The 26,855-nt window shown below is 58.0% G+C and carries 26 protein-coding genes; 19 read left to right on the top strand and 7 right to left on the bottom strand.

All coding sequences use genetic code 11. The features are described 5' to 3' along the window. Positions 1-396: 396 nt before the first annotated feature. The 8 genes from NSND_RS08995 to queA all read left to right on the top strand — a co-directional run bounded on the left by NSND_RS08995 (position 397) and on the right by queA (position 8,243). Positions 397-1,944 carry a 2-isopropylmalate synthase gene (locus tag NSND_RS08995; RefSeq protein WP_080878701.1) on the top strand — a complete coding sequence of 516 codons (1,548 nt, stop codon included), beginning with the start codon at positions 397-399 and terminating at the stop codon, positions 1,942-1,944. A gap of 102 nt (positions 1,945-2,046) precedes the next feature. Then, positions 2,047-2,409 (top strand): cupin domain-containing protein, encoded by a 363-nt coding sequence (locus NSND_RS08990; protein ID WP_080878700.1) that lies wholly within the window; start codon positions 2,047-2,049, stop codon positions 2,407-2,409. Between the two features lie 18 nt (positions 2,410-2,427). After that, positions 2,428-3,504 carry a 3-isopropylmalate dehydrogenase gene (gene leuB / locus NSND_RS08985; RefSeq protein WP_080878699.1) on the top strand — a complete coding sequence of 359 codons (1,077 nt, stop codon included), beginning with the start codon at positions 2,428-2,430 and terminating at the stop codon, positions 3,502-3,504. 3 nt (positions 3,505-3,507) lie between these two features. Then, complete coding sequence (locus tag NSND_RS08980) at positions 3,508-4,722, top strand: NHL domain-containing protein (protein ID WP_080878698.1); 1,215 nt, start codon at positions 3,508-3,510, stop codon at positions 4,720-4,722. 10 nt (positions 4,723-4,732) lie between these two features. After that, on the top strand, positions 4,733-5,752 hold the full coding sequence (locus NSND_RS08975) for an aspartate-semialdehyde dehydrogenase (protein ID WP_080878697.1): 1,020 nt from the start codon (positions 4,733-4,735) through the stop codon (positions 5,750-5,752). Between the two features lie 3 nt (positions 5,753-5,755). After that, positions 5,756-6,010, top strand: coding sequence for a DUF2905 domain-containing protein (locus tag NSND_RS08970; RefSeq protein ID WP_080878696.1), 255 nt, complete (start codon positions 5,756-5,758; stop codon positions 6,008-6,010). Beyond that, on the top strand, positions 5,992-7,203 hold the full coding sequence (locus NSND_RS08965) for a SpoIID/LytB domain-containing protein (protein WP_080878695.1): 1,212 nt from the start codon (positions 5,992-5,994) through the stop codon (positions 7,201-7,203). The genes NSND_RS08970 and NSND_RS08965 overlap by 19 nt, the downstream gene beginning before the upstream one ends. Further along, positions 7,203-8,243: a tRNA preQ1(34) S-adenosylmethionine ribosyltransferase-isomerase QueA gene (gene queA, locus NSND_RS08960; RefSeq protein WP_080878694.1), complete on the top strand. Its 1,041-nt coding sequence runs from the start codon at positions 7,203-7,205 to the stop codon at positions 8,241-8,243. The genes NSND_RS08965 and queA overlap by 1 nt, the downstream gene beginning before the upstream one ends. On the opposite strand, the gene NSND_RS08955 is transcribed toward queA, so the two are convergent. After that, positions 8,236-8,934: a SurA N-terminal domain-containing protein gene (locus NSND_RS08955; protein ID WP_080878693.1), complete on the bottom strand. Its 699-nt coding sequence runs from the start codon at positions 8,932-8,934 to the stop codon at positions 8,236-8,238. The genes queA and NSND_RS08955 overlap by 8 nt on opposite strands. 73 nt (positions 8,935-9,007) lie before the next feature. Between NSND_RS08955 and NSND_RS08950 the strand changes: the two genes are divergently transcribed. The 11 genes from NSND_RS08950 to bfr (NSND_RS08900) all read left to right on the top strand — a co-directional run bounded on the left by NSND_RS08950 (position 9,008) and on the right by bfr (NSND_RS08900) (position 21,730). Beyond that, the gene (locus tag NSND_RS08950; RefSeq protein WP_080878692.1) at positions 9,008-9,553 is read left to right on the top strand and encodes an RDD family protein; all 546 of its coding nucleotides are present in this window, start codon (positions 9,008-9,010) and stop codon (positions 9,551-9,553) included. Positions 9,554-9,619: 66 nt separating this feature from the next. Continuing rightward, on the top strand, positions 9,620-10,651 hold the full coding sequence (locus NSND_RS08945) for a rod shape-determining protein (RefSeq protein WP_041187019.1): 1,032 nt from the start codon (positions 9,620-9,622) through the stop codon (positions 10,649-10,651). Positions 10,652-10,669: 18 nt separating this feature from the next. Next, positions 10,670-11,551, top strand: coding sequence for a rod shape-determining protein MreC (mreC, locus tag NSND_RS08940; protein WP_080878691.1), 882 nt, complete (start codon positions 10,670-10,672; stop codon positions 11,549-11,551). Further along, entirely contained in the window at positions 11,548-12,048 is a 501-nt protein-coding gene (locus NSND_RS08935) for a hypothetical protein (RefSeq protein WP_080878690.1), read from the top strand. The genes mreC and NSND_RS08935 overlap by 4 nt, the downstream gene beginning before the upstream one ends. 45 nt (positions 12,049-12,093) lie before the next feature. Continuing rightward, positions 12,094-13,965: a penicillin-binding protein 2 gene (gene mrdA, locus NSND_RS08930; RefSeq protein ID WP_080878689.1), complete on the top strand. Its 1,872-nt coding sequence runs from the start codon at positions 12,094-12,096 to the stop codon at positions 13,963-13,965. Beyond that, positions 13,965-15,083, top strand: a complete 1,119-nt coding sequence (rodA, locus tag NSND_RS08925; RefSeq protein WP_080878688.1) for a rod shape-determining protein RodA — start codon at positions 13,965-13,967, stop codon at positions 15,081-15,083. The genes mrdA and rodA overlap by 1 nt, the downstream gene beginning before the upstream one ends. Before the next feature lie 145 nt (positions 15,084-15,228). Beyond that, positions 15,229-16,740, top strand: coding sequence for an Rne/Rng family ribonuclease (locus NSND_RS08920; RefSeq protein ID WP_080878687.1), 1,512 nt, complete (start codon positions 15,229-15,231; stop codon positions 16,738-16,740). A gap of 119 nt (positions 16,741-16,859) precedes the next feature. Further along, complete coding sequence (dprA, locus tag NSND_RS08915; protein ID WP_080878686.1) at positions 16,860-17,996, top strand: DNA-processing protein DprA; 1,137 nt, start codon at positions 16,860-16,862, stop codon at positions 17,994-17,996. An 82-nt stretch (positions 17,997-18,078) separates the two neighbouring features. Continuing rightward, on the top strand, positions 18,079-20,418 hold the full coding sequence (gene topA, locus NSND_RS08910) for a type I DNA topoisomerase (protein WP_080878685.1): 2,340 nt from the start codon (positions 18,079-18,081) through the stop codon (positions 20,416-20,418). A gap of 320 nt (positions 20,419-20,738) precedes the next feature. Next, the gene (gene bfr, locus NSND_RS08905; RefSeq protein WP_080878684.1) at positions 20,739-21,215 is read left to right on the top strand and encodes a bacterioferritin; all 477 of its coding nucleotides are present in this window, start codon (positions 20,739-20,741) and stop codon (positions 21,213-21,215) included. Between the two features lie 35 nt (positions 21,216-21,250). Beyond that, a complete protein-coding gene (gene bfr, locus NSND_RS08900) occupies positions 21,251-21,730 on the top strand; it encodes a bacterioferritin (RefSeq protein ID WP_080878683.1) in 480 nt (159 codons plus the stop codon). Between the two features lie 252 nt (positions 21,731-21,982). Here the strand turns inward: bfr (NSND_RS08900) and NSND_RS08895 are convergent, their stop codons facing one another. From NSND_RS08895 to NSND_RS08870, 6 genes are all read right to left on the bottom strand, one after another. Continuing rightward, positions 21,983-22,546: a helix-turn-helix transcriptional regulator gene (locus NSND_RS08895; RefSeq protein ID WP_080878682.1), complete on the bottom strand. Its 564-nt coding sequence runs from the start codon at positions 22,544-22,546 to the stop codon at positions 21,983-21,985. 62 nt (positions 22,547-22,608) lie between these two features. Then, positions 22,609-23,364 (bottom strand): HD-GYP domain-containing protein, encoded by a 756-nt coding sequence (locus tag NSND_RS08890; protein WP_080878681.1) that lies wholly within the window; start codon positions 23,362-23,364, stop codon positions 22,609-22,611. A 104-nt stretch (positions 23,365-23,468) separates the two neighbouring features. After that, positions 23,469-23,987 carry a hypothetical protein gene (locus NSND_RS08885; RefSeq protein ID WP_080878680.1) on the bottom strand — a complete coding sequence of 173 codons (519 nt, stop codon included), beginning with the start codon at positions 23,985-23,987 and terminating at the stop codon, positions 23,469-23,471. Positions 23,988-24,010: 23 nt separating this feature from the next. Continuing rightward, on the bottom strand, positions 24,011-24,697 hold the full coding sequence (locus tag NSND_RS08880) for an FMN-binding protein (RefSeq protein WP_080878679.1): 687 nt from the start codon (positions 24,695-24,697) through the stop codon (positions 24,011-24,013). Further along, the gene (locus tag NSND_RS08875; protein ID WP_080878678.1) at positions 24,682-25,143 is read right to left on the bottom strand and encodes a hypothetical protein; all 462 of its coding nucleotides are present in this window, start codon (positions 25,141-25,143) and stop codon (positions 24,682-24,684) included. Before NSND_RS08875 ends, NSND_RS08880 begins: the two co-directional genes overlap by 16 nt. 60 nt (positions 25,144-25,203) lie before the next feature. After that, a complete protein-coding gene (locus NSND_RS08870) occupies positions 25,204-26,652 on the bottom strand; it encodes a porin (RefSeq protein WP_080878677.1) in 1,449 nt (482 codons plus the stop codon). Between the last annotated feature and the right edge of the window lie 203 nt (positions 26,653-26,855).

Genomic DNA, 26,855 nt, shown 5'->3' with positions numbered 1-26,855 from the left:
GTAGGCAGCGCTGACCGAACTGAGAGAGCTGGTGGATGGTGCGAACCAGCCGGTGATCTGCCGAACTCGCCTCTGAGCTGGACTTGTGAAGCCCCCCGGGGTTGTAATGGGTTCCGAATGATCCGCGTCACGGATTGAATGAAGGGCGTTCGGATGAAGGACATACTTCATCCCTCGCTGAATCAGGGTGGTACCACGAAGCTCGCAAGGCCTTCGTCCCTGTCCCGGGGCGGAGGCTTTTTTTATTGGCAGCATGCTGAAACGGCCTTCCAATTTTGTTCTCGGCTCGAAAACATCCTCAACGTACCCCAGAGGGTACGCCTCCGGTGTTTTCTCGCCTGCGGCCGCGTTGGAAGATCCGTTTGAGCAAGCTGCGGGACAGGAGGAGGGTAAGCCATGACCAGGATGATCAGAATATTCGATACGACGTTGCGGGACGGTGAGCAGTCACCGGGGGCGAGCATGAACGTCGAAGAGAAACTTATGATCGCCAAGCAGCTGGCGCGCCTCGGCGTGGATATCATCGAAGCCGGTTTCGCCTATAGTTCGCCGGGAGATTTCGAAGCGGTTCGTCGGATCGCCTTGGAGGTTGAAGGCCCAGTGGTGTGCAGCCTGGCGCGGGCCAGGCCGGAAGACATCACGAAGGCATCGGAAGCGTTGAAGGGCGCGCCCCGTGTGCGGATCCATACGTTTCTCTCGACGTCGGACATCCACCTCAAGCACCAGTTCCGGATGACCCGCGAGGAAGCGAAGAAGCGCGCGGTGGAGATGGTGCAGTTGGCTCGCACCTATGTGGATGACGTCGAATTTTCACCGATGGACGCGAGCCGGTCCGATCCGGCGTATCTGTGCGAAGTGATCGAGGCGGTCATTGCGGCCGGGGCGGGAACGATCAATATTCCCGACACGGTGGGGTATGCCGTGCCTCAAGAGTTCGGCGGCCTGATCAAGCGGATCAAAGACAGTGTTCCGAATAGCGGGCAAGCCGTCATCTCCGTCCATTGCCACAACGATTTGGGGCTGGCCGTCGCTAACAGCTTGGCGGCGGTGGTGGCAGGGGCCGGGCAGGTCGAGTGCACGATCAACGGCATTGGCGAGCGGGCCGGCAACACCTCGCTGGAGGAGATTGTGATGGGTCTCCGGACGCGTAGAGACTGGTACGGGGCTGACACCAAGGTCGTGGCGGAGGAGATTTCCAAAACCAGCCGCCTGGTGAGCAAGATTACCGGTATGGTTATCCAACCGAACAAGGCCATTGTCGGTGCCAATGCCTTCGCCCACACGTCGGGGATTCACCAGGATGGGTTGCTGAAAGATAAGACGACCTACGAGATCATGCGGCCTGAATCTGTCGGTCTTGAGCAGGTCAAGCTGGTGATGGGCAAGTTGTCCGGGCGCCATGCGTTTCGTCAGCGGCTCGAGGATTTGGGCTATAAGTTGACGGAAGAAGAGGTCAACCACGCGTTTGAACGATTCAAGCGGCTGGCCGATCAAAAGAAAGAGATTTATGAGGAAGATCTCGAAGTCATTGTGTCCGAAGAAGTCGCGAAAATGTCGGAACGGGTGGTATTGAAATCGTTTCAAGTCGAAAGTGGAACCAATAAGACTCCTACGGCGACTGTGGAATTGGAAATCGATGGGAAACTGGTCTCTCACAGCGGAACCGGCGACGGCCCGGTGGATGCGGTCTACCGGACGATCGCCGCGATGACCCAGACGAAGAGCAAGTTACTGATGTTCGGGGTCAATGCCATTACCGGCGGGACGGATGCGCAAGGGGAGGTGTCGGTGCGGGTCGAAGAGGACGGTCGAACGGTCTCCGGCCATGGCGCCGATACCGATATCATTACGGCGGCTGCGCGGGCCTATCTGAATGCGCTCAATAAATTGGCCTATTTTGCTGCGAAACAGGCTGAAGGGATTCAGAAGGTCAGCTTGATTTGAGCCCAACCTGCAGGGTAGATTCCTCCGTCCGGGCCGATGCGTTCGTATCGGACTGGACGGAGCGACATCGTCTGTCATTCCTACTATGGATCTCGGTGCACGATGCTAAACACGCATCTTCAACGATGCCCGGAATTCTTGGCGGGCGATCACACCAGGCTGCGGGAATTGCTGCACCCGGCAAAGGCATCGCTCGCGCTCGGATATAGCCTGGCGCACGGACTGCTCGCCCCGGGTCAGCAGAGCCTCTGGCATCGCTTAAAATCTTCCGAAGTGTATTACTTCATTGCCGGCCGGGGGGTGATGAAGGTGGAGGACGAATCGGTTGCGGTTGAGGCGGGCTCCGTGATCTACGTGCCCCCGGGGGCCAAGCAATCGTTAGTGAACAATGGAACAGCCCCGATTGAGTTTCTCTGCCTGGTCGATCCAGCCTGGACCGCGGAGGATGAGGCCGTTGGTGGATAGTCGAGAGGAGATCTGCACGTGAACGCGAAAATCGCAGTCCTGGCCGGAGATGGAGTCGGCCGTGAAATTGTTCCGGAAGCGGTCAAGGTGTTGAAGGTCGTTGCGGAACGCTACGGGCATACGTTTGAATTTATATCCGGCGATGTCGGCGGCCATGCGATCGATAAAGTCGGCGTGCCGCTTCCGGCTGAGACGCTCGCCATCGCAAAGCACAGCGATGCCGTGTTGCTCGGCGCCGTCGGCGGGCCAAAATGGGAAGGTCTGGAATATAGCCTTCGTCCTGAGCGGGCCTTGCTGGGGCTGCGGGAGCAACTCGGACTCTATGCCAACCTCCGACCGGCCAAGCTCTATCCCATGCTTGCCGACGCCTCCACGTTACGGCGTGACGTGATTGAGGGCATCGATATGCTCGTGATCCGGGAGCTGACCGGGGGGATTTATTTCGGCAAGCCGAAGGGGATTGAAAAGCTGCCGGGCGGCGGAGAGCGTGGCTTCAATACGGAGGTCTACACGACCGAGGAAATCCGTCGCATTGCCGTGGTGGCGTTCGACGCGGCTCGCAAGCGCCGTAAAAAGGTCACCTCGGTGGATAAGGCCAATGTGCTGGAGTCCTCGGAGTTGTGGCGGCGGGTGGTCACGGACGTTCACAAAGGGTATCCCGACGTGGCCTTGAGTCACATCTATGTCGACAATTGCGCGATGCAGCTGGTGCGTAATCCGCGGCAGTTCGATGTGTTGCTGTGCAACAACATCTTCGGGGATATTCTCAGCGACGAAGCCGCGATGCTCACCGGGTCGATCGGCATGTTGCCGTCCGCCAGTGTCGGCGCCAAGGTGGGGTTGTTCGAGCCGATCCATGGCAGTGCGCCTGATATTGCCGGCAAAAACATCGCCAATCCGATTGCAACGATCGCTTCTGCCGCAATGATGTTGTCCTATGCGTTTCAGCTCGACAAGGAAGCAGCGGCGATCGAGCAGGCCATCGTCAAGACGCTGGAACTCGGGTTCCGCACCAAGGATATTCATGCCGAAGGCATGCAGCTGGTCGGCACCGTTGAGATGGGTGATGCGATTGTGCGCAACCTTCCCTCGTAAGTTATGACGACACGCACGACACAATCCGGAATCATTGAGACTCTGGCAGGCAACGGCGAGCCGGGGTACGCCGGTGACGGTGGGCCTGCGGGTGCCGCCTCACTCAACGAGCCGAAAGGCTTGTGCGTTGATCGGGAGGGTAACCTCTATATTGCCGATTCCGAAAACCATGTTGTGCGTCGAGTTGATCGGGTCACAGGCATCATTACGACCGTGGCCGGAGTTTGTCCGTCAGGAGCGACCGGACCGGCAGTGCCTGAACCGCCTGTGGCGGCGCAGGCTGAGGAAGACGAGGATCCCTTTGCCGACCATTCCGGTGATAGTACCAAGGCCTACACGCAGGTGACCGATCTGAGTGGCACCGTTCGGTATGTGACCGGAGGGCGTTTGACGGTCGAGCACGATTCAGGCGACGGCGGCCCTGCCAGGCGAGCGCGACTCAATTTCCCCAGCGCAGTAGCCGTCGATCGCGCAGGCAACCTCTACATCGCCGACACAATGAACCACCGGGTGAGAAAGGTCGATGCGGCGACCGGGATCATCACCAACGTGGCCGGCACAGGTCAGGCGCGGTATTCCGGCGATGATGGACCGGCGGTGTCGGCCGCGATCAATGAACCGACCGGGTTGGCGGTCAGCGACGAGGCGTTGTACATCGCGGATCAAAGCAATAACCGTGTGCGTCGGGTCGACCTGGCGACCGGGGTCATCACCACGGTGGCCGGAGATGGAACGGCGGCCTATAGCGGAGACCAGGTTTCGGCCGTTCAAGCGAGTCTGGCCGGACCCAGCGGCGTGGCGTTAGGCGGAGACGGCGTCGTCTATGTGGCTGATACGTTTAACAGCCGGATACGATCTGTCGATCCGGCGACGGGGCAGATTGCGACGGTAGCGGGAGACGGCGGGACCTATCGATACCAGGGACCGGCTGAGCCCAGTTCGCCGAGCCTCTCCAGGCCTGCTGGGATTGCCGTCGGTTCTGATGGAAACGTGTATATGACGGATTCAGACAGTCACTTGATTCGGGTGTGGAACGGGCGTAGCAAGACGATCTCTCGCTTGTCCGGTACCGGTGTCGCGCAGTTCGGCGGCGATGGCGGCGATGCCTTGGCAGGAAGTCTCAGTTATCCATTCGGTGTAGCGGTGGACGCGTCCGGGACCGTCTATGTTGCGGATACATTCAATCACCGCATCAGGGTTCTGACCGCGACTGCGTAAGGACAGCATCATGTTGAAGAAGAAACAGGCTTATACGGTGGCGATTCTCGGTGCGACCGGGGCCGTGGGAAAAGAAAGTCTAGAGATTCTGGAAGAACGCAACTTTCCGATCGAGACGTTGCGCCTGTTCTCCTCCAAGCGGTCGGCCGGCGACGTGTTGTCGTGCCAGGGCAAGGAGTATAAGGTGGAGGAACTGACGGAGGCCTCTTCCTTTGCCGGAGTCGACATCGCGTTCGTGTCCGCGACCGATACCATCAGTCGGGACTACGGGGCGCGGTTGGGCGCGGCCGGGGTCGTCGTCATCGATGACAGCGCGGTTTTCCGGATGGATCCCGATGTCCCGCTGGTCGTCCCGGAGGTCAATGGGGCAGCGTTGCGCTCGATGAAGCGCGGGATTGTGGCCATTCCGAACTGCACCACAACCCCCTTGGTCATGGCACTGAAGCCGCTTCGCGATATTGCAGGCATCAAGCGGGTGGTGGTGACCACCTTTCAGTCGGTATCGGGCACCGGGTCGGCGGCCATGGATGAACTCGTCGATCAGACTAAGGCCTTGATGGCTTTCCAAGATGTGAAGGTGCAGGTCTATCCCTATCAGATCGCGTTCAACCTTTTGCCGCAGGTCGGCTCATTCGGTGACGGCGGTGACTGTTCGGAAGAGGTCAAGATCGTTCAAGAGACCAGGAAGATTCTGGAGATGCCGTCGTTGCGGGTCACGGCGACTACGGTGCGGGTGCCGGTGTTGCGCTGTCACTCCGAAGCGATCAACGTTGAGCTGGAACGTCCGTTGAAGGCGAACGATGCGCGGGCTGCGCTGGCGGAGATGCCTGGTGTGATTGTGTACGACGATCCCGTCAAGAAACTGTATCCGATGCCGTTCGACGTGTCCGGTAAGGACGACGTGTATGTCGGGCGGGTTCGTGTGGACGAGTCGATCACCAATGGGTTGAACCTCTGGGTCGTGAGCGACAACCTTCGGAAGGGCGCCGCCCTCAATGCCGTGCAGATCGCCGAATGTCTGATACAATGAACGATGGCAGCGTGGACTGGTATCGGTCGATCGTTGATTGTGGCGGGCCTGGTGTTGGTCGCCGTCGGGCTGCTGCTCACGCTGGCGGAAAAATGGCCAGGCCTTGGCTCTGCGTTCGCGTGGATCGGTAAATTGCCGGGCGACTTCTCGGTCACGCGAGAGCGATTCAGTCTGTATGTCCCGATCGCGACCAGTCTCGTGTTCAGCATCCTGCTGAGCCTGGTGTTCTACTTCCTTTCATGGCTCTTTCGCCGCTGACTCGACATCAGTCATCCAGCCTGGCCGCAGCGGGGGGCATGTTGCTGCTCGCGCTGTTCTGCGTACCGGCCGTCTTTGCCGAATCCATTCGCGTCCTCTTGGCCCAAGAGGCGCCGTTGGTGGAAGTGCGATCAGAGGGCGCTCTCGCTCTTGTGACGGAGACGGGCGACACGAAAATCCTGCAAGCGCCGATCCATCTCACGGCCCGAGGAGACGGCGTGCATGTCGATGGCCGGCGCAGCATGGGCGGGCAGGTCCTCATCCGTCCGCTGCGGAACAACCTCTCGCTGGTGATCGGCAAAGAGGGAGGCGCAACCGCGGGAGCTCCATTGGCGCTCAGCGGGGTTGTGCGTCTGTCGCGCAAAGGGCACGGGCTCTCGGTTGTCAACCAGGTCGATTTGGAGGAGTATGTGAAGGGGGTCGTGCCGTCGGAGGTCAGTTCGGCCTGGCACCAGGAAATGTTGAAGGTGCAGGCCGTGGCGGCACGGACCTATGCGCTGTATAACAAAATGCTCAGTGCGGCACGGGACTATGATGTGGTGGCGACCATTCAGGATCAGGTGTATCGAGGTCGCACAGGAGTAGACCGCCGAGTGGAGGATGCGGTTGAATCGACGCGAGGCATTGTCGTCACCCATCAACAGGCGCCGATCTATGCCGCGTTCTCATCCACCGCGGCCGGTCCGACGGAAGATGCCGTGAATGTCTGGGCGAACAAAGACCTGCCCTACCTCAAGGGGGTCGAATGCCCATTCGATCTCGAATCGCCCTACTATCAATGGCGGGCCAGTGTGAAGATCGATCAACTTGAGCACAATCTGCGGCATCAGGGTTTCTCTGTGGGAACGATTGCCACGATCACTCCGATTGCCTACAGCCGGGCCGGACGGGTCTCGCGCCTGCGGATTTTGCACTCCGGCGGAGAGACGGTATTGCGTGGCGAGGATCTTCGGAAGGCCGTGGGGTACACCGTCATTCCCAGCACCCAGTTCGAGGTGGAATCGATCGGTGCCGAGGTGGTGTTTGCCGGCTATGGAGCAGGCCATGCCGTGGGGCTCTGCCAATGGGGCGCGAAAGAGTTGGCCGAGCTGGGCTATTCGTACAGCAGTATTCTGCAGTATTACTATCCTGGAACCGAGTTGCACAACGCGGCGCTCTCGCAGTTGATGATGCCGGTGATACCGACCCCCTGATGTTACTCAGCGAGTTCGATTTCCCCTTTGATCCAGTACTTGTAGCCGATCACCCGGTGATCCCGCGTGATCGCGCGCGTTTGCTTGTGCTGGATCGGCAGGGAGGCGAACGCGTGCACCGGCAGGTGGCTGACCTTCCATCATTGCTGAAGCCGGGGGATCTCGTGGTGGTGAATAACACCAAGGTGATGCCGGCCCGTGTGCCCGCGCAGGTCCGGTCGAACGGAAAACTCCTCGACCTGCTGTTTGTGGAAGATCTCGGGCAGGGGATCTGGGAGGTGCTGATCAAGGGACGCTTTCGGCCAGGCGCGGTGATCGAGTTTCCGGGCGGCGGTACCGGAGAGATTGTCGAGCGCAGCCGGCTTCGAACGACCGTACAGGTGTCGGGTGTCGCAAGCGTCTACGAACTCATGCAGGCCACGGGCACGATGCCGCTTCCTCCGTATATCAAACGGGAACCGTCAGCGGACGATCAGGAATGGTACCAGACCATGTTTGCTCAACATGAAGGGGCTATTGCGGCGCCCACCGCCGGGCTACATTTTACGCGCGAGTTGGTGCAGGCCCTGGCGCGAAAGGGAATCGAGCTGGCACAGGTGACGTTACACGTCGGCCCCGGCACGTTTCGCAGTGTGAAGACCGAGCGAATCGAAGACCATCGCATGCTGGCCGAACGAATCGAGGTGTCGGCGCAGACGGTGGCGCAGATTCGCCTGACGCGGGAGCGGGGGAATCGTGTGGTGGCAGTGGGCACTACGGTCGTGCGCGCCCTGGAGACAGCGGCGCGAGGCGGGCGCGGGATTGAGCCCTTTCAGGGACCGGCCGAACTGTTTATTACCCCGGGATTTGAATTTCAGGTGATCGACGCGATGGTGACAAACTTTCATTTGCCGCGGACGACCCTGCTGATGCTGGTGTCCGCCTTCGTGGGTGTGCAACCGCTCCGCGCCGCCTATGAAGAGGCAGTGGCGCAACGGTATCGATTCTATAGTTATGGGGATGCGATGCTGATCGGGAGTGGCTGGGCGACCGTTACATAAGCTCTTTGTGAATTTTCACGGGAACTTTGCTCTTCATCGACTCCGCGTAGGCCATCAACGCCCGTTGCTGCTTCTGAAACAGGAGGCTTTGGAAAACCCGCTCCTTGGCCGCAGCAGCCTTGGCCGGATCGGCGTCCCCTTCGCGAGCCGCGAGTGTCTGTGCTTCCGTATATTCAGCCGGCGTGAGCGCCACAGCATCCATGATGACCAGCCGCGCTTTGTTGGTGAGAATATCCTTGGCTTCCATGGCCTCGAATGAAGCGGGGGTCAAACGATTTGCGGACAGCAATCGTCGGTACGCCTCGGGATCGAAGTTCCCGTTCTTCTGAAACTCTGTGCGTTGCATGATCGCTTTGCGCAAGTCTTCGTCGGAGACCGTCAGGCCCATCTCTTTCGCCACGTGCAGCCACATGCGATTGTCGATGAGTTGCTCCAGCACAAACTGCTTCAGAAACTCATCCTTGATGTCGTTCTGTCCCTTGTCTTTGTAGAAGCGATACGTATTTTCATAGGCCCGGCGATATTCATCCAAGGGGACGACCTGGTCTCCGACGGAGGCGACGACGTTGCCGCCTTCCTGGCCGAAGCCCCACCAGCCCATCGTAATGACGAACGCGAGGGCGAGCAGGCCCATGATGGATTTGAGGAACCATGGATAGTCGTGAGCAGCTTCGCGTAACAGTTTGATCATCGAGCGCGCCTCTTGTCGGCAAGGTTTCGCGGATTCTACTCAGGCGACGATCACAAAGGCAAGAGGAAGACGCATGAACGGCGCGCGCGGCAAGATTGCGACTTTGTTTGTGCAGGTGAAAGAGATTTGCTATAGTGTCGAAGAATTGGAGAGATCTCCGGTGGTGGAGGAGGCAATCGGGCACAGCCCGCTCGAACTGGGCGTCTATCCCAAGGCCCAGGTGCTGAATCGCTTCATTGCCAAAATGATCGATCTCCTGATCGTCGCGGCGGTGAGTAAGTTGGTTCCTCCGATCGGTGTCCTGGCCGGACTTGCCTATCTCTTGCTGGCCGACGGATTCGGCGGCGGTCGCAGTGTCGGGAAGCGGCTCATCGGGCTCCAGACCATCGTGCCCCGTACCCGGGACCCGGCAGGGTTCCGAGAATCGATCATCCGTAATCTGCCTTGCGGTCTTGCCCAGTTGGCATTTGAAATACCGTATGTCGGATGGATCGGATGGGGCGCCGTACTCTCGCTGGAAGGGTTGCTGGTCATCGGGAATGAGCAGGGCCGGCGATTGGGCGATGAGATCGCCAAAACCCAGGTGCTGGAGAGCGGACAACTGGATGTGTCGGATTAAGCGGGACGGTGTGGTTGATCGCAGGAATCGTTTGAAGGGAGAGTCCTAGTGGGCTTCATGAGTGACATGTTCGGGTGGTTCTCCAACGATCTGGCGATCGATTTGGGGACGGCGACAACTCTCGTGTATGTCCAGGGAAAAGGCATCGTCTTAAACGAGCCTTCCGTGGTCGCCGTGGAGAAAAAGACGGAGCGTGTGATGGCGGTCGGCGCCGATGCGAAGCGCATGTTGGGACGCACCCCGGGGAATATCCTTGCGGTACGTCCGATGAAGGAAGGCGTCATCGCCGATTTCGAAAAAGCCGAGGCGATGCTCAGCCACTTCATTCAGAAGGCGCATAACCGAACGGCGTTTGTGCGGCCCCGCATCATCATCGGTGTACCGTCGCGGATTACGCAGGTAGAACAACGGGCCGTCCGTGATTCGGCCGAACTGGCGGGAGCCCGCGAAGTGTATTTGATCGAGGAGCCGGTCGCGGCGGCGATCGGTGCAGGGTTGCCGATTACCGAACCGTCCGGGAACATGGTGGTGGATATCGGCGGTGGTACGACGGACATCGCGGTCATCTCCCTGGGCGGCATCGTGTATAGCGAGTCGGTCAAGGTGGCCGGAGACCGGATGGACGATGCCATCATGAACTACATCAAGAAGAAGTATAATCTCCTCATCGGGGAGCACATGGCCGAGCGTATCAAGTTCGAGATCGGTTCGGCGTACCCCTTCGAGGAGCGCAAGACTATGATGATCAAAGGACGCGATCTGATTTCCGGTATTCCCCGCACGCTGGTGGTGGATGATGCCGAAGTCAGAGAAGCGTTGCAGGAACCCATTGGAACCATCGTCAATGCCATCAAGGTGGCGCTTGAAAACACACCGCCTGAATTGGCCGGAGACATCATCGATCGCGGTATCGTACTGACTGGCGGCGGATCCTTGCTGAAGGGAATGGATACTCGGTTCCGTGAAGAAACAAATCTTCCGATCATTACGGTCGATGACCCGTTGACCTCTGTGGTTCTGGGGGTCGGGAAGATTCTTGACGAGCTGGACCTCCTTCGTAAGGTATCGGTTATGTCGCAGTGCAGTACCTCTCGATGATCTCCATCCCGAGTGTGGATGGCTATATCGCGCTCAACATACGGCACCAGGCGTCTTGCTATAGTGCTGTTCGCCTGCTTGCTCGTCGCCCTTTTTCTTCTTCCTAGTCAAAGCCAGAGGTTGCTTCAGTACGTCGGCGGACCGCTCGGTCAGATCCTCAGTGTTCCTCTCGCCGCGTTTTCTTCTGTCGATCACGGCATTTCAGAAACCTGGAATGCGTATCTTGCCCTGCAGAGTGTCCAGGAAGAGAACCGCCAGCTTCATCGCGACCTCGAGTTGCTCAAGGGACAGAACAATCAGCTGCGCGAATCCGTCGCGGCCACGCGACGATACGAGACGCTGCTGAACTTTAAGCAGCAATCGCCGTCCCAGACTCTGGCGGCTCAGGTGATCGGCAGAGATGCCACGAATTGGTATGGCGGGATGATTCTCAATAAGGGCGAAAGCGACGGGGTTCGTGTGGAGATGGGGGTGGTGACCCCCGCAGGTGTGGTGGGACGAATCGTGAAGACCAATTCCACATCCTCGGTGGTGCTCCTGGTGACCGATCCCAACAACGCGATTGCGGGAGTGGTGCAACGGACTCGCGATGAAGGTATCGTGGAGGGCACAAGCCATGGGCGGGCGCGACTCAAATATATCCCTCTGTTGTCGCGGGTTCAGGCGGGCGACCGGGTCGTCACCTCAGGATTGACCGGGACCTTTCCGCGCGGTCTGGCGATCGGGGGACTGACCCAGGTTGAGAAGTCGGAGGGTGATCTGTTTCAGTCGGCCGAAATCGAGCCGGAAGTGGACCTTTCAAAGCTGGATGAAGTCCTCATTATCACGGCTCCGTATGAGGATGCCGACTCAGCGCAAAAACTGCTGCAGGAGATTCGCGGGGATCGAAAAAAGCCATGAAGTTTCTGCTGTACCTGCTCCTGGCGCTGGTGGTCGTTCCCTTTCAAACCACGTTGTTGCACTACTTCAGCATCTTTGGTGTGCGTCCTGACCTCGGTCTGGTGGCCGCCTGTCTCGTCGGGTTTCTCGGCGGCGAGTTGGACGGATTGATTCTCGGGCTCCTGCTGGGGTGTTTTCAGGATATGTTGTCTGCGGGAGATCTTTGGATCAATGTGGTCACCAAGGGCGGAGGCGGGTTTCTGGCCGGGTTGGCGGGCCGCCATATGGCCCATATCACTCCGGCGGTGTTGACCGCCGGGTTGGCGATCATTTCCTGCCTGTCCAGTGCCGTGTTTCTCTACTCGATGAATCCGGCGGGTATCGATGAGGTCTGGATGGGCGTGCGTTCGACGGTGCTCGTGCAGGCCGGGTTCGACGCACTTGTCGGGACTGGCTTGTATCTGTTGTTTCGTCAGCGTTGGTCCGACGATCGCATGGTGACGGAGGGGGCGTTGTAATCGCGTGCGGGTGTCCCGGCAACAATCGGAAAAAGTCTGGCGACCATGGCCTCGATAGGGTTTAACGATTCGGATCTCCTCGATCTCCAGCGGAGGCTGGTCATTCTGCGTGTGGGCCTCCTGCTGGTCGTCGCGTTGCTCGCCTTGCGTCTGTGGCATCTCCAGATTCGGGAAGGCCCCTATTACCGGGACCTGTCTGAAAACAACCGGACGCGCTCGGTGGTGTTGGAGCCGGCCCGCGGTCTTATCTTCGATCGGAACGGTGTGTTGCTGGCGAACAATGTGCCGAGCTTTGCCCTCTATGTCACGCTGGAAGACGTGAAGGATCGGCCGGCCTTGGTTGCGCAATTGGCCTCGTTGCTCAACCTTGAGCCGGAGGTGATTCAAAAGAAGCTGTCGACCGGCAAGGGCAGCAAGCTGCAGCCTCGCAAGGTGAAAGACCGGCTGACGTTGCGCGAGGCGACATTGATCGAGTCTCATCGGTTGGATTTGCCCGGTGTGATGATTCAAGTGGAGTCGCAACGGAACTACCCCGGCGGGCCGGTTGCGGCGCATCTACTGGGATATGTGGGAGAAGTGTCGGCGGATCAACTTGAAAAGGCGGACTTTGCCGATCTCCATCAAGGCAGCGTGGTCGGGCAGTATGGAGTAGAGAAGTGGTTCGACCGGCAGGTGCGCGGGCGCGCGGGGCAGAAGAGCGTGGAAGTCGATGCACTCGGCCACGAAAAACGCGCCGTGGTGTCGGACAAGCCGGTCGCCGGAGACGATCTGTATCTCACCATCGATGCCCGGCTTCAGAAAACCGCCGAAGATCTTCTTGGGGAGGAGTCGGGTGCCATCGTCGCGCTGGATCCGACCAACGGGGATATTCTGGCGATGGCCAGCCGTCCGGGATTCGATCCGAACATGTTGTCGAAAGAACTCACGAACAAACAGTGGGTTGAAATCGTCCAGAACGAGCGGCGCCCGCTGAATAATCGGGCCACGCAAGGTCAATACCCTCCAGGCTCGACGTTCAAGGTCGTCATGGCGGCGGCGGCGCTTGAATCCAACACCGTGACTCCCTCGACCATGGTTCGGTGTAACGGCGGATATCAATTCGGGAATCGGCTGTTTCACGACTGGAAGCAAGGCGGTCATGGGTCAGTCGATATGAACGAGGCTTTGATCCACTCGTGCGACGTCTATTTCTATACCGTCGGGCAGCGAATGGGGATCGATACGATCGCCGAGTATGCGAAGCAGTTCGGGCTCGGGCAGGAGACCGGAGTCGAACTCCCGTCCGAACGTGTTGGAATCGTGCCTTCCACAGCCTGGAAGCAGAAAGCCCGCAACCAGCCCTGGTATCCCGGTGAAACGATTTCTGCCGCGATTGGGCAGGGGTATGTCACTGTGACACCCTTGCAGATGGCCAGCGTCATCGGTACGGTGGCCAACGACGGCCTGTCGATCAAACCGCGTCTGGTGCAGGCGGTGATGAATCGTGCGACGGGAGAACGGGCCGAATTCCCTCCGACGGTCCGGGGCAAGGTGGCGGTGAAGCCGGCCACCATCGCGTTGATCAAGGCGGCGCTGGCGGATGTGGTGACCAAAGGAACCGCGACGCGAGCGAAGTCGTCCCTCGTGACAATCGGAGGGAAAACCGGGACGGCTCAAACGGCGGCCCTCCGTACCGGTCCGGAGAAAGATATTCCCAAAAGGCTTCGGGACCATGCCTGGTTCGTCGCCTTTGCTCCCGTGGAGGCTCCGCGCATTGCCGTGGCGGTCCTGGCTGAGCACATGGGGCATGGCGGATCCGCCGCGGCCCCGTTGGCGAAGGATGTGATTGAAGCCTACGTGAAGGCCTATCCCGAGGTCCTCAATGGAGTTCCTGCTGGTGGGCGGACGAAATCCGCTGACGCGCGACCAAAGACGTGATGATTGATCGGGTAATCGACAGTCGAGGGTTAGATAGTTTCGACCTCCGTTTCATGGGGTTGATCGCGGTCATCCTGTCGGTCGGGGTGCTGTCGATCTACAGCGTCACGCATTCTCAGGACACCGCCTTTCCTTTTTATCTCAAACAGCTCGTGTGGATTCTGCTGGGCACGATCGCGTTCCTGGTGATGTACCTGTCCGACTATCACAAGATTGCGCGCCTGGCCTATCCGACTTATGCGGTGATTCTGATTATGTTGGCGGTCGTGTTGGTCATGGGTAAGTCCAGCCGTGGTGCCCAACGGTGGATTCCGATCGGGCCCTTCGCGTTCCAACCGTCTGAATTTGCCAAACTGGTCCTGGTGTTGGTGCTGGCGAACTATTACTCCCGGGTGTCTCGCGCGGGGTGGCTGCACCGGGTGGTTTTGCCGGGGTTGATTGTGTTGCCCGGCCTGCTGTTGATCCTCAAGCAGCCTGATCTGGGGAGCGGGTTGAGTTTTCTGGCCGTCTACGCGGCCATGTTGTTGATGGTCGGTGTGCGCTCGAAGACGTTGGGGGTGATTTTGCTGCTCTCCGTCATGCTCTTCCCGTTTGTATGGGAAATGGTCTGGGCTTCCCTGCACGACTATCAGCGGGAGCGTGTCATGGCCTTTGTCGATCCAGAGTACGATCCAGGAGGAAAAGGCTATCATGCGCTCCAGTCCAGAATTGCCATCGGCTCCGGGGAGTTGTCGGGAAAAGGGCTGTACGGCGGCACACAAAGCCAGCTGAAGTTCCTTCCCGAAGGGCATACCGACTTCGTCTTTGCGGTGTACGCGGAAGAATGGGGCTTTGTCGGAGTGCTGGTGCTCTTGGCGCTGTTTATTGCGCTGATATGGGTCTCATTGGAAATTGCCGCGCGTGCGAAGGACACCTTGGGGGCGTTACTCGCGGCAGGGATTGTGGCGATGCTCTGTTTTTGTGTGGTCGTGAACATCGGGATGACCGCAGGGATGTTTCCCATTGTCGGCATTCCGCTTCCGTTGGTCAGTTACGGAGGGAGCGCCACGATCATGACCATGGCCTCATTGGGATTATTGTTGAACGTCAAACGACGTCGGTTGACCTTGTTCTATTAGGCCATGCCTGGACAGGGGCCGACTGGGTATGAAATAACCATGTGAACCAGATTGGTGCCGGACTGACGGCGAGACGAGGAAGAACCCGGGCTGTGCGTCCGCGTTCGTCTGCCGATCCGCCCGATCTGAGGGTAAAGGAGTTTCTATGGGTGTGGAGATAGCAATCAGTATAGCGCGAGAAGAAACCCGCGTGGCGGTACTCGACAACGGGGTTGTCACCGACCTCTATGGCGACCGCGCCAAAGACCAGGATTTCGTCGGGAATATTTATAAGGGCCGTGTGGCGAAAGTGCTGCCCGGCATGCAGGCGGCGTTCATCGATATCGGGTTGGAAAAAGCGGCATTCATGCACGTCTCCGACCTCTCGATGGATGTCGAACCCGGGGATACCCTCGTAGAGGGCGACGACGACGATAACAAGGACTCGGAGGTCCCCAAGCCAAAACGGCAAAGTTCAAAACCCATTGAAGAGTTGCTGTCCGAGGGACAGGAAGTCATGGTGCAGATCTCCAAAGGTCCGATCGGCACCAAGGGATCGCGCGTGACGACCTATGTGTCCTTGCCGGGCCGGTACCTGGTGTTTATGCCGACGGTCGAGCATATCGGCGTCTCCCGTCGTATCCCTCGTGATGAGGAGCGGGCGCGATTGAAAGAAATCATGAAGCGGGCGCGCCGCCCGGGGTTCGGCTACATCGTGCGGACAGTCAGTGAAGGGGTCAAGGAAGAGGAGCTGCGCTCGGACGTCGAGTTCCTGCATGTCTTATGGCAGGACGTATTGACGAAGCGTGATCAGCAGCCGGCTCCCAGTCTGTTGCACAGCGATTTAAGTCTGAGCTTCCGCGTCGTGCGGGATCTCTTCGGTCGTCGGGTGGACCGGTTATTGATCGATTCCCGCGAGGAGTACAACGCGATCAAGGGGTTCGTGCAACGGTTTTCGCCGGAGCAAACCTCGCGGATTCATTTCTACGACAAAGAAGAAAGCCTGTTCGATTACCTGGGCGTGGAGCAGGAAATTGCCCGTGCGATGAGCCGCAAGGTGTGGCTCAAGTCCGGAGGGTATTTGGTCATCGACCATACCGAGGCTATGACGGTGATCGACGTGAATACCGGCCGGTTTGTCGGGAAGCGCGATCAGGAAGAAACGATCCTCAGAAACAACCTGGAAGCGGCGCGCGAAATCGCCTATCAGGTGAAGTTACGGGGAATCGGCGGCATCATCATCGTGGACTTCATCGACATGGAGCGGGAGAAAAATCGCGACAAGGTTTACCATGCGCTGGTGGATGCCATGTCGTCTGATAAAGCCCGCACCAGAATTTCCAGGGTGTCCGATCTCGGGTTGATCGAAATTTCCCGTGAGCGTGTGCGAGAGGACTTGCTGCGTTCGTTGTCGGAGCCCTGCCACTATTGCGACGGTCGCGGCTACACCAAGTCGCCGATGTCGGTGGCCTACGAGATTTTCCGTGAAGTGCGGCGGCTCGGCCATGAGATCGAGCAGCAGCGCGTGGTTGTCGGCGCGCATCCTGCCGTTGCTCTGCTCTTGCAGGAACAGGAGCAACCGGGCGTCGAGGAACTCGAACGGCGATATAGCGCAAAAATTCTGGTCACGCCCGACGATCGGTTGCATCTGGAGCAATTCGATCTGGTCGTGATCTAATCCGCCGAGCGACCGGGCGTGTACCTGTTCCGGGTGGGCATCCTGCCGCTGAACGCGGTCTTTCTCCAGTACAACGGGCATGACATCGCACTGACGACGTGTGATGAGTTGAGACGATAGTGAGTCATCGATCTCTCCGTCCCTGGTTGGTGTTGCGCGCGATTCCCGGTGTGGGCGACGCCATCCTTCTCAAGCTTGTGCATGCATTCGGGGCGCCGGATGCTGTGCTCTCGGCGCCGCAGTCGGCGTTAGAGGAGATTGGCTGCCGGCCGCCTCTAGTCGAGGCGATTCGTCGAGGGCCGGCTCCGGATGCGATCCGGGAACTCGACAAGGAATTAGAGCAGCTGCAGCGCCGGAAGGTTACGGTGCTGACGTATCTTGATGCACAGTACCCCGCGCCGCTCAGGACGATTCCGGACCCGCCCCCGTTGTTGTACGTTCAGGGCTCGCTGCTGGAAACCGATCGGCATGCCGTGGCGATTGTCGGCACGAGAAAAGTCAGTGCCGCCGGGCGCATCGTGGCTGAGGAGTTGGCGCGCGACTTGGTGAAGATGGGTTTTACGATCGTCAGTGGTTTGGCGCGTGGAGTCGATGCGGCCGCGCATCGCGGGGCCCTTGCCGGTAAGGGGCGAACGCTTGCCGTCATGGGCTGCGGACTGGATCGGACCTATCCGGCTGACCATCGGCAGTTGCGGGAGACGATTGAACAGGAGGGAGCCGTGTTGTCTGAACTCCCGTTGGGGGCGGCACCGCACAGCTATCACTTCCCGCGGCGCAATCGCATCATCAGCGGATTGTCGTTGGGCGTAGTAGTGACGGAAGCGGCCATTGAGAGCGGGTCTCTTATTACGGCGAGATTGGCCGGTGAGCAGGGGCGGGAAGTGTTTGCGGTGCCGGGTTTTGTCAAAGCTGAACAGAGTCGTGGCCCGAACAGTTTGATCAAGGATGGTGCCCGCTTGGTTGAGTCGGCGCAGGATATTCTGGAGGAATTGTTGCCGCAGCTTGATCCGGCCTTCCGTGAGCGGCTGGCCGGGGGAGCAGGGACCGTCGCCCAGCCGAAGGTGCAATTCAGCCCGGATGAAACGTTGGTATACGATGTCTTGTCCGTCTTGCCGCAATCGGTCGACGATGTGATTCGGCGCAGTGGATTGCCTGCCGCTCAAGTGGCGGCGATCCTGTTATCGCTCGAATTGAACAATAGTATTCGTCAGCTACCCGGCAACGAGTACGTGCGTGTCACATCGGGCATGCATTGAGAGATTAGAGCTGACAAGGGCTCGATATTTGTTATAGTGGGTGTGGTAGTCTGGGCGTAGGTACTGAGGAACGTGGAGCCGCATGGCCAAATCGCTGATCATCGTTGAGTCGCCGACCAAGGCGCGGACCATCACGAAATATCTCGGTCGTGGCTACTCCGTCATGGCCTCTGTCGGCCATGTCAAAGACCTCCCCACCAGCAAGCTGGGCGTTGATCTCGAAAACGATTTTGAACCCCAGTACGTCACGATCAAGGGCAAGTCGAAAGTCCTTGCCGACATTAAAAAGAAAGCCCAGGAAGTCGACACCGTGTTTCTCGCGCCGGACCCTGATCGCGAGGGCGAGGCGATTGCCTGGCATATTGCGCAGGAACTGCACGGCAAGGGAAAGAAGAAAGACGGCAAAGTCTATCGTGTGCTGTTCAATGAGATCACGGAATCGGCGATCAAGCGGGCACTGAAGTCGCCGGGTGAAATCGATATGAAGCTGGTCCAGGCTCAGCAGGCGAGACGAGTCCTCGATCGCATCGTGGGGTACCAGGGCAGTCAGTTGCTGTGGAAAAAGGTGCGCCGGGGTCTCAGCATGGGCCGGGTGCAATCCGTGGCCGTGCGGTTGATTTGCGACCGGGAGAAGGAGCGCGAAGCCTTCCGGGCGGAAGAATACTGGTCTATCGTTGCGTTGTTGGCTGGGGACAATCCACCAGCGTTCGAAGCCAAATTGCATTCCGTGAACGGTCAGGATGCCGATATCGGCACGGGCGAGCGGGCCCAGCAGATCCTGGATGCCGTGCAGGGGAAGCCGTTCGTCGTGCAATCGATCGAGCGCAAGGAAAAGAAACGCAATCCGGTCGCACCCTTCATCACGAGCCGGCTTCAGCAGGAAGCCGCCAGAAAGCTGCATTTCAGCCCGAAGAAGACGATGACGCTGGCGCAGCAGTTGTATGAAGGCATTGAAATCGGGGCAGAAGGGCCCACCGGTCTCATTACCTACATGAGAACGGACTCGCCGAGGATTTCGCAAGAAGCGACCGAAGACGCCAGAGTTGTGATTCGGGAGCGGTTCGGAGTGGAGTATCTGCCTGCTACGCCCAACGTGTATAAAACCCAGAAAGCCGCGCAAGAGGCGCATGAAGCCATTCGACCGACGTCCGCGGCGCGCGATCCCGAATCCATCAGGCAATACCTAGAGCAGGACCAGTACAACCTGTATAAGCTGATTTGGAATCGCTTCATTGCCTCACAGATGGTCCCTGCGATCATGGATGTGACGCGTGTGGATTCGTCTCCGGTGGGAACTCTGGATCGATATGTGTTTCGCACGACCGGCACCGTGGTCAAGTTCGCCGGCCATACGGCGGTGTACTTAGAGGGAACCGACAAGGAATTGCCGTCGCGCAAGCCCAAGAATGAGCAGGAGGCGGAGGACGAATCAGATCGCCAGCTGCCCGCATTGCGCGAAGGTGAATCCTTGCATCTGGTCGCTCAGGAAGCCCAGACCTTGCCCGGGCTCGTTTCTAAACAGCATTTCACCCAGCCGCCTCCCCGGTACAATGAAGCATTGCTGATTCGAGAGCTGGAAGAAAAGGGGATCGGCCGGCCCTCCACCTACGCTTCGATCATTTCGACGATCCAAGACCGGAAGTATGTCGAGAAGGTCGAAGGGCGGTTTCTCCCGACCGAAACCGGGAGAACGGTGAATGACTTTCTGTTGAAGGGATTTCCGGATCTGCTGGATACGGAATTTACGTCCCACATGGAAGAGCAGCTCGATGAAGTCGAAGAGGGCACAAAGCCCTGGGTTTCAGCGGTGCGCGATTTTTACACACCCTTTGTGAGGGAAATGGAACTCGCTCAAGGTATCCCTGGACCGAAGGATATAGTCGAGCCGCCCACGAACCTTCCCTGTGAAAAATGCGGCCGCATGTTGGAGATCAAATGGGGACGGAATGGGAAGTTCCTAGCGTGCCCCGCCTATAAGGACGATCCTCCCTGCAAAAATACGCAAAATTTTGAAAAGTTGCCGGATGGGACGATTAAGATTGTTCCCAAGCTGGAAGAGACGACGGACGAGAAGTGCGAAAAGTGCTCCAGCCCGATGGTGGTGAAATCGGGCCGCTTCGGTAAGTTCCTGGCCTGTTCCGCGTATCCGGAATGTAAGACGACCAAAGCCATTGCTCTGGGTGTGAAATGTCCTCAGCCCGGGTGCGGGGGGGATCTGGTTCAGAAGCGCACGAAAAAGGGGCGAAATTTTTATTCGTGCAGTCGTTACCCGCAATGTGAGTATGCGCTCTGGGACCGCCCCATCAATAAGCCCTGTCCCAAATGTCAGGCGCCGTTTCTTATTGAGAAGGTCAGCAAGCAGGCCGGCCGTTCAGTGCAATGCCGCAATGAAGAAGAGTGCGGCTATCGGGAAGCAGGATAGTCAAGGCGCATCCGTTCCTCTGTCGCGGTTCGCTCGTTTCGATCAGTTGTTCCGCATCTCCCCCCTCGACTCCAGTTCGTGTCCCCGCCGAGCTCTTGCGGGACAAGCCGTTCCCGATCTTGTCCTGATGAGAAGAATGAGAAGCGTTCTCGGCGATGTTGATAACTCGCCTCATTTCTACGTACTTCTCTAGTTGACAAGCGCTTCGAGAATCTCTAATTAAGGTGTAGAGTAAAGAGTCGGTCGATCGCACGTCAGCGTCGGCGTGGACCAACATGCCGACGGAAAGCATTGCGCTCCAAGGCTGGAGGGAGGGACCTATGAAAGCCAAACAAGGGGTCATTGAGATTCTAAATAAAGTCCTCACCGCGGATCTCACCGCGATCAATCAATATTTCGTCCATGCGAAAATGTGCTCGAACTGGGGTTATGAGCGGCTGCATCACAAGGTTCGAGAACGTAGCATCGATGAAATGAAAGATGCGGACGAACTGATCAGTCACATTCTGTACTTGGAAGGGGTGCCGAATGTTCAGCGTATGAACACGGTGCATGTCGGGGAAACTGTTCCCGAGCAGTTGAAGCTTGATCTCAAGGCCGAACAGGAAATGCTCACCCTTCTGAGCGACGGGGTGGTGCATTGTACGAAGGTGGGAGATTTCACCACGCGCCACATGTTTGAAGACATGGCGAAGGATGTGGATGAGCACATCGACTGGATCGAGACCCAAATTGAGACGATCAAGCAAGTGGGGCTTGAGAATTACCTGGCTGAGCAGATTCACAAAGAGAGTTAAGTGAGCGCCGGCCCGGCGTGGGAATGGGAGTATGCATGAAAGCGAAAGAGGGCGTTCTCGATATTTTGAACAAAGTGCTGGTGAGTGAGCTCACGGCGGTGCACCAATATCTTCTGCATGCGGCCTTGTGCAAACATTGGGGCTACGGCCGGCTGCACGAACATTTCAATCACCTGGCTCAGGAGGAAGTGAGTCATTCCTCGGGTTTGATCGATCATATTCTGTACCTGGGTGGCGCGCCGGAGATGGATCATTTGGATGCGGTTGCGGCCGGCAAGAAAGTGTCGGATCTGCTGGAGGCCGATCTGGCCTTCGAGCGTGACGACGCGGACGTCCTCCGCGACGGGATTGCCCATTGCACAAAGGTCGCTGACTTCACGACCCGTCGTCGGCTCGAAGAGATGATCGTCGATACGGAAGAGCATATCGATTGGTTTGAGACTCAGCTCTGCACCATCAAGCAAGTGGGGCTCGATCGATACTTGGCCGAGCAGATTCATTCTGAGAAGTTGTAGCCCTTGCGTGCGCGGGTGGTCGGCCGGTGGGATCCCCTAACGTCCCGCTGGCCGGCTCTTTCCTCTGTTGTCGTCTCTCCCCACGCACATGCTTCGCTGAACCCCGCCGTCCGGTAATTTGAATCACCCGCGCATTCATTCTCCCCTCACTGCTGCGAAGCGACTCGATCGTTCTGTATTCCATGGCCATTCAGGGCAGGGGGCATTCCCGTTCTCCAAGCAGTGAAGCCGTGTGGTTGGTCTGGCCGCTGGCTACAGTGCTTTCTGCATGGCGTGGACCGTCAGCCGATGCCGTGAGTGTGCCTGCCGGGATCGAATCTCCCTGGGAGAATGTCCGGTCGCGCGTTTGAAGAAATGGCTGAAGGCAAACTGATCGCTGAACCCCACCGCTGTAGCAACTTCTGCCAACGTCTGCGCGGTTGTGGTGAGGAGTGATTGAGCCCGTTCGACCCGATGTCGTCTCATGTACCCGGAAAACGATTCACCCATGATGCGGTAAAACAGATCAGAGCAATATTTCTCCGAATAGCCAAGGAAATTTGCCAGGACTTTGAGTGTCAGTCCACGATGGAGATTTTCGTTGATGAAGCGGGTGATGCGTCCGGCCAGCGTGGTTGTCTCATTAGCGGACTCTCTGTGGGACGGTAGGGCATGGGACAGGTTAAAGAGATCGCACACGAGATTGCGTAGCTCCTGTTCCGTCGTGGCCTGCTCAAGACGATCAGCCCAGTGTGGTGACTGTGCGCGAAGCTCGGACGAGAGGGTGCGGAGGCGATCAGTTGGAATTTCGATGTCAGGCGCGTTGTTCATCATCATTCAGCTCCATCAGTGAGGCCAATAGCCCGTACGCCGGGTATGGACTGTTTTCGTTCGACTCCTCAGAACATTGAAAAGGGCATATGCTGGTGACTCGGTTGGTCGAGGGTCGGTTCAACGGCGAGAGCGGTGACACTCGCGTCACCGAATGGTAGCGGCGGGAGCTGGTCTTGATCGCGAACCCGTGCACAAAATGTGGCGGTCAGTATCGGATCAAATTGTGAGCCTGCCGACGCTTGTAGGGTTCGTAGGGCCATGTGTAACGAAGTCGATCGATTGGCAATGCTGTCGAAGACGTCCGCAATGGCCAAAATTCTGGCGGCCGAGGGGATATAGCCTCCGCGAAGTCCATAAGGATATCCGGCGCCGTCCCATCGTTCGTGATGATGAGCGATCAGGCGTGCGGCCTCAGAGAGGAATCGATAGGGGCTCAGGAGTGCAGCGCCTTCCCGGGGATGGCTTTGGATCAGGGCATAGTCATCCAAGCTGTGCGTTGCTGTCTCGTCGAGCAGTCTGCCGGGTAACGTGAGGAGTCCGATATCGTGCAGCAGGGCTGCATAGTGCAGCTCGATGTGCTGGTCATCCGTAAGGCTGATGGCCTTGCCCAGCAAGCGGGCATAGTGTGCGGTGCGCTCGCCATGTCCGAAGTGTCCAGGAATGAGGGTTTCGATCCTCCGCGTCAGGCGTCGAAGTTGTAACAGGCGAACAGCGTGCAATGATTCTTTGGAAAGCTGAAGTGAATCCAAGGCATCAAGCTGTCGGGTTATTTTCTGGATGAGCTGTGTTGTGGCATTGATCGGCGATATCGATGGATGCATGGGAATCCTCCGAAAAAAAAGAGCCCAAGATCGTTGCACACGATCTTGGGCTCTGGGCTGAATACCTCTGGCCGCAACGGAGTCAACGGACTTCTTCTAGGCGTTCATGACTCTTCCCCTCGCTTCCCGGCCATCAGCGGTTGCTTCAAAATCCACATTTCGTAGAGAGGGATAGCCATCATCGCGAGAAAGCTGCCCATCATCAGAGTGTCCCCGGCCAGCATTGTGAGCACAAAAATAGGTGAGATGTAGCTGATCAGCCAGGGGGAGAGCAGGTCCAGCGCCACGCCTCCGAACGAAAGCCATGTCAACCAGACTTGCGTGGCATGACTGGCCTGCGTGAGATAGAGGACATGGACGAGAATCATAAACACGACCGGCATGGTGAACAGGTGAAAGTGCGTGACCTCGGCCAGCTCCCGAAACGACATCGGTTCGCCGAAGGTCGCATCAGAGCCACGGTAGTGGTCGGCGATACCTTGTGGGCTCAAGCTGGTCATGCTGTGCGCCCAGAAGAAAGAAAAAAGAAACCCCACCAGCATCAAAAAGAGGAATTGCGTATACAACAACCTGATATGACGATCCGAATCACGCAGGCGGAATCGAGCATTAAAATTTCGCATGCCAGTGCAGTGTCCCGACGGCCTTAGTTGCCGAATAGGGTCCCCAACAGTCCTCTCTCGGCCTTCTGCACTGCGACCGTGTCGCTGCCTAAGCCGGCCGGCTTCAAGTAAAATTCGTCTACCAGTACTAACACTCGTTTGACGCCGGCGTTCATCGACCGGACGGACATCGTGGCTCCACTGATGTTGATAATGTCTTTGTTGATTCGAATGGGGTCCGTGACGGTCTTGCCATCATACTGAGAGTTGAATCGCTTCTTCCCGACCTCGCTGCCCTTTGCATCCCGAAACACCAGCAATTCGACGTCGGTGCAATTCCCTTTGGGATCCACTCCTACCATATAGGTCATGGGTTTATATTTGCCGATGGTGTTGTGGATCATCGCATACCCGTCGACTTTGTCTCCAGTCTCCCCGATATACAGATCGAACGAGTCTTCCGGAAACTTCCAACCGATGCGCTGTTCGATGAGTTCCTTCCTGTCCTGCGTGAGTCGGATCAGTTCCTTGCGCACACGTTGAGATTTTGGGAGGATGGTCTTCACGGCCTCCTCTTCGGTCATGAACTCTTCGTACTTGAAGTCGTCGTCTTTCAGGAAGCGGCGCAATTCGTTGTCCCAGACTTTCTCCGTCGCCAGCGCCGGGAGCGACGAGGTCAGAAGCAATACGACTGCGGTCAAGGTGCGGTACGCACTCAATGTACTGAACATCCATGCTCCTTCAATTTGGTGTCTAAGCGGTTCTGTACGTCGGTCATGACTTGGGCCGAGGACTCGGTGTCGGTCCAGCCGAACAGGCGAGAGCCGCCACGGAATGCCCACCGTTGTCGCTCTTCGATGAAGCCGATTTTTGTGACATCGTCGAGTCGTTTGACTGCCAGGGAAATCCGGGACCGATCTTTGCTATCCCCCAAGTCTCGCTGAAGGGCACCAAAGGTCCGTCCCGGCATGGGTATTTCAAGCCACGCGGTGTCGATCAGGCCTGCGGCCTTATCCTGCTGCGCTATCGCACGATCTTTGACTGCGTCAAGTGCAGCTTCCCAGGCATGGTCGTAGCTGCAGACGGCGAATCGTTCCTGCATACCGCCCAGGGATGCACAGGCGGTCAGAAGAGCGGGAATTAGGAGGATGCTGAGTCGGCGGTAGTGCTGTGTCATATCAATTCTGTCGGTATCGTCCAGGCCGTCCCGATCGGGACGGCCTGGACGAGGAACCGGTTAGAAGTACGTGGCTGCTTGGATTAAGAATCCGTTTCCATTCATCGGGCTGCCTGCAGTGCCGAGATCCCCGGCGGCTACAAGGCCCTTTGCGTCCCTCTGGGTATTGAATTGCCAGTCGAATTTGATCACCGTGTCTTCAATCGGCCTGAAATTGAGACCGAGGGTCAAGCGCTCAAGCTTCCGTTGGCCTCCCAGCGCGTTCTGCTTGGTGCGATCGTCGGTATCCGTGTTGACCTGTTCCCATCGCACGACTGCCGTAAACGTAGAGGCGTCGGTGAAATGGCTGGGCGCCCATTTCTTGAGGAATTCCGGCATGAAGTGATAATTCCCCTGAACGTAGTAGCCCTGCATGCCGGCCGGTCCAATGACCCGGTTGGCGACGCCGGTCGCATTGTTGTTGCTGATTCTCGTCCACGCGGACTCTCCGATTATTTCGAATGGGCCTCTTTGGAGCGTCCAGTCCAATGCGAACATATCGATGTAGCCCGCCCCCACGGCTCCGGCGGCCGGCTTGTACGCTCCATGGTAGCCGGAGCCGGCGATTTCAATGCCCAGCATCGGGCTGAAGGCGATGCGGCCGACGACGGCTTTGTTGTCGTCGCGATCACGAGAGACGCTGCCCCGCGCGCTTCGCACCCCAAGGTCGGTAATGCCGCCGGCCGTCTGGCTCATTCCATTGACGGCATAGACTTCGTAGTCCAGTTTCGAGCGTGACGAGGGATACAGGGTTCCGTAAATACCGGCACCGGCTTCGAACCAGGTGCTGGGGATGACGATGCGAGAGACCATCGGCCGATCGACGAGATCGTTCAAGGGTGAGTCGTGCAGCAAGTTAAACTTGCCGACCGGCATCAGCAGAATACCGGCGCGGAGATTGATGGCTTCGTCGATCAAATAGTCCAGCTGAGCGAACTCGATCTGCATGGACCCATCGCCGCTCTGCGGAGCATTCTGGCCGCCCCGTTCGATCTCGATTTCGGTGGCAAACTTGATATGGTCGGTAATATCCGCATAAATAAAAGGCACCATCCGCTGTTGGCCGAATGAATTGCGGCTAGGGTTGTCCAGGTTTTGACGGGACAGCGAGTTGTACATGACATCGGCATATCCACCGACTGTTGCTTTCGGAGCACTTAAGAAGGGCTTGGCGTAAATGAGTTTGCCGGATCCGGTGGATCCAAACCCCAATGGAACCTTTTCCTCACCCGGTCGTCCTACGCGAATATCGGTGATGGGACCGGTCGCGACAGGATATTGCGGGGACGCGGCCGCTTCGCTCTGGCCTGGTTGCATGCCGCCTTCACGTCGTTCGTGTTCCTGAAGCCGCTTCTCGACTGCTTCATCAACCAGTTTTTTAATGTCCTCCGGGGTCATGTTTTCCGCCAGTGCCGGCATTGCCGGTAGACTGGCTAAGACGAGAGCCCCGAGGATTGCCCTGATTTTCATGGGTATCCTCCATCCGCGAGTAAGGGTTTGGTTGGACTCGGGACTCAAAGGTCTCTGGTCTACAGGGAAAACAGGTGTACATGATCGATGCCCTGGGGTGTACCTGGTGGTGAGGCCTCCTTTCATATATCGAATCATGCTGTGACGGTGCCCCAGCCTTCGATTGAGGTGAATGGGATGACGACGATGCGCTTACAGCGTTT

The organism is Nitrospira sp. ND1 (assembly GCF_900170025.1).
Lineage (GTDB): Bacteria > Nitrospirota > Nitrospiria > Nitrospirales > Nitrospiraceae > Nitrospira_A.
Note: the sequence above shows the minus strand (reverse complement) of the source record. Positions and strands in the feature narration are given on the sequence as shown.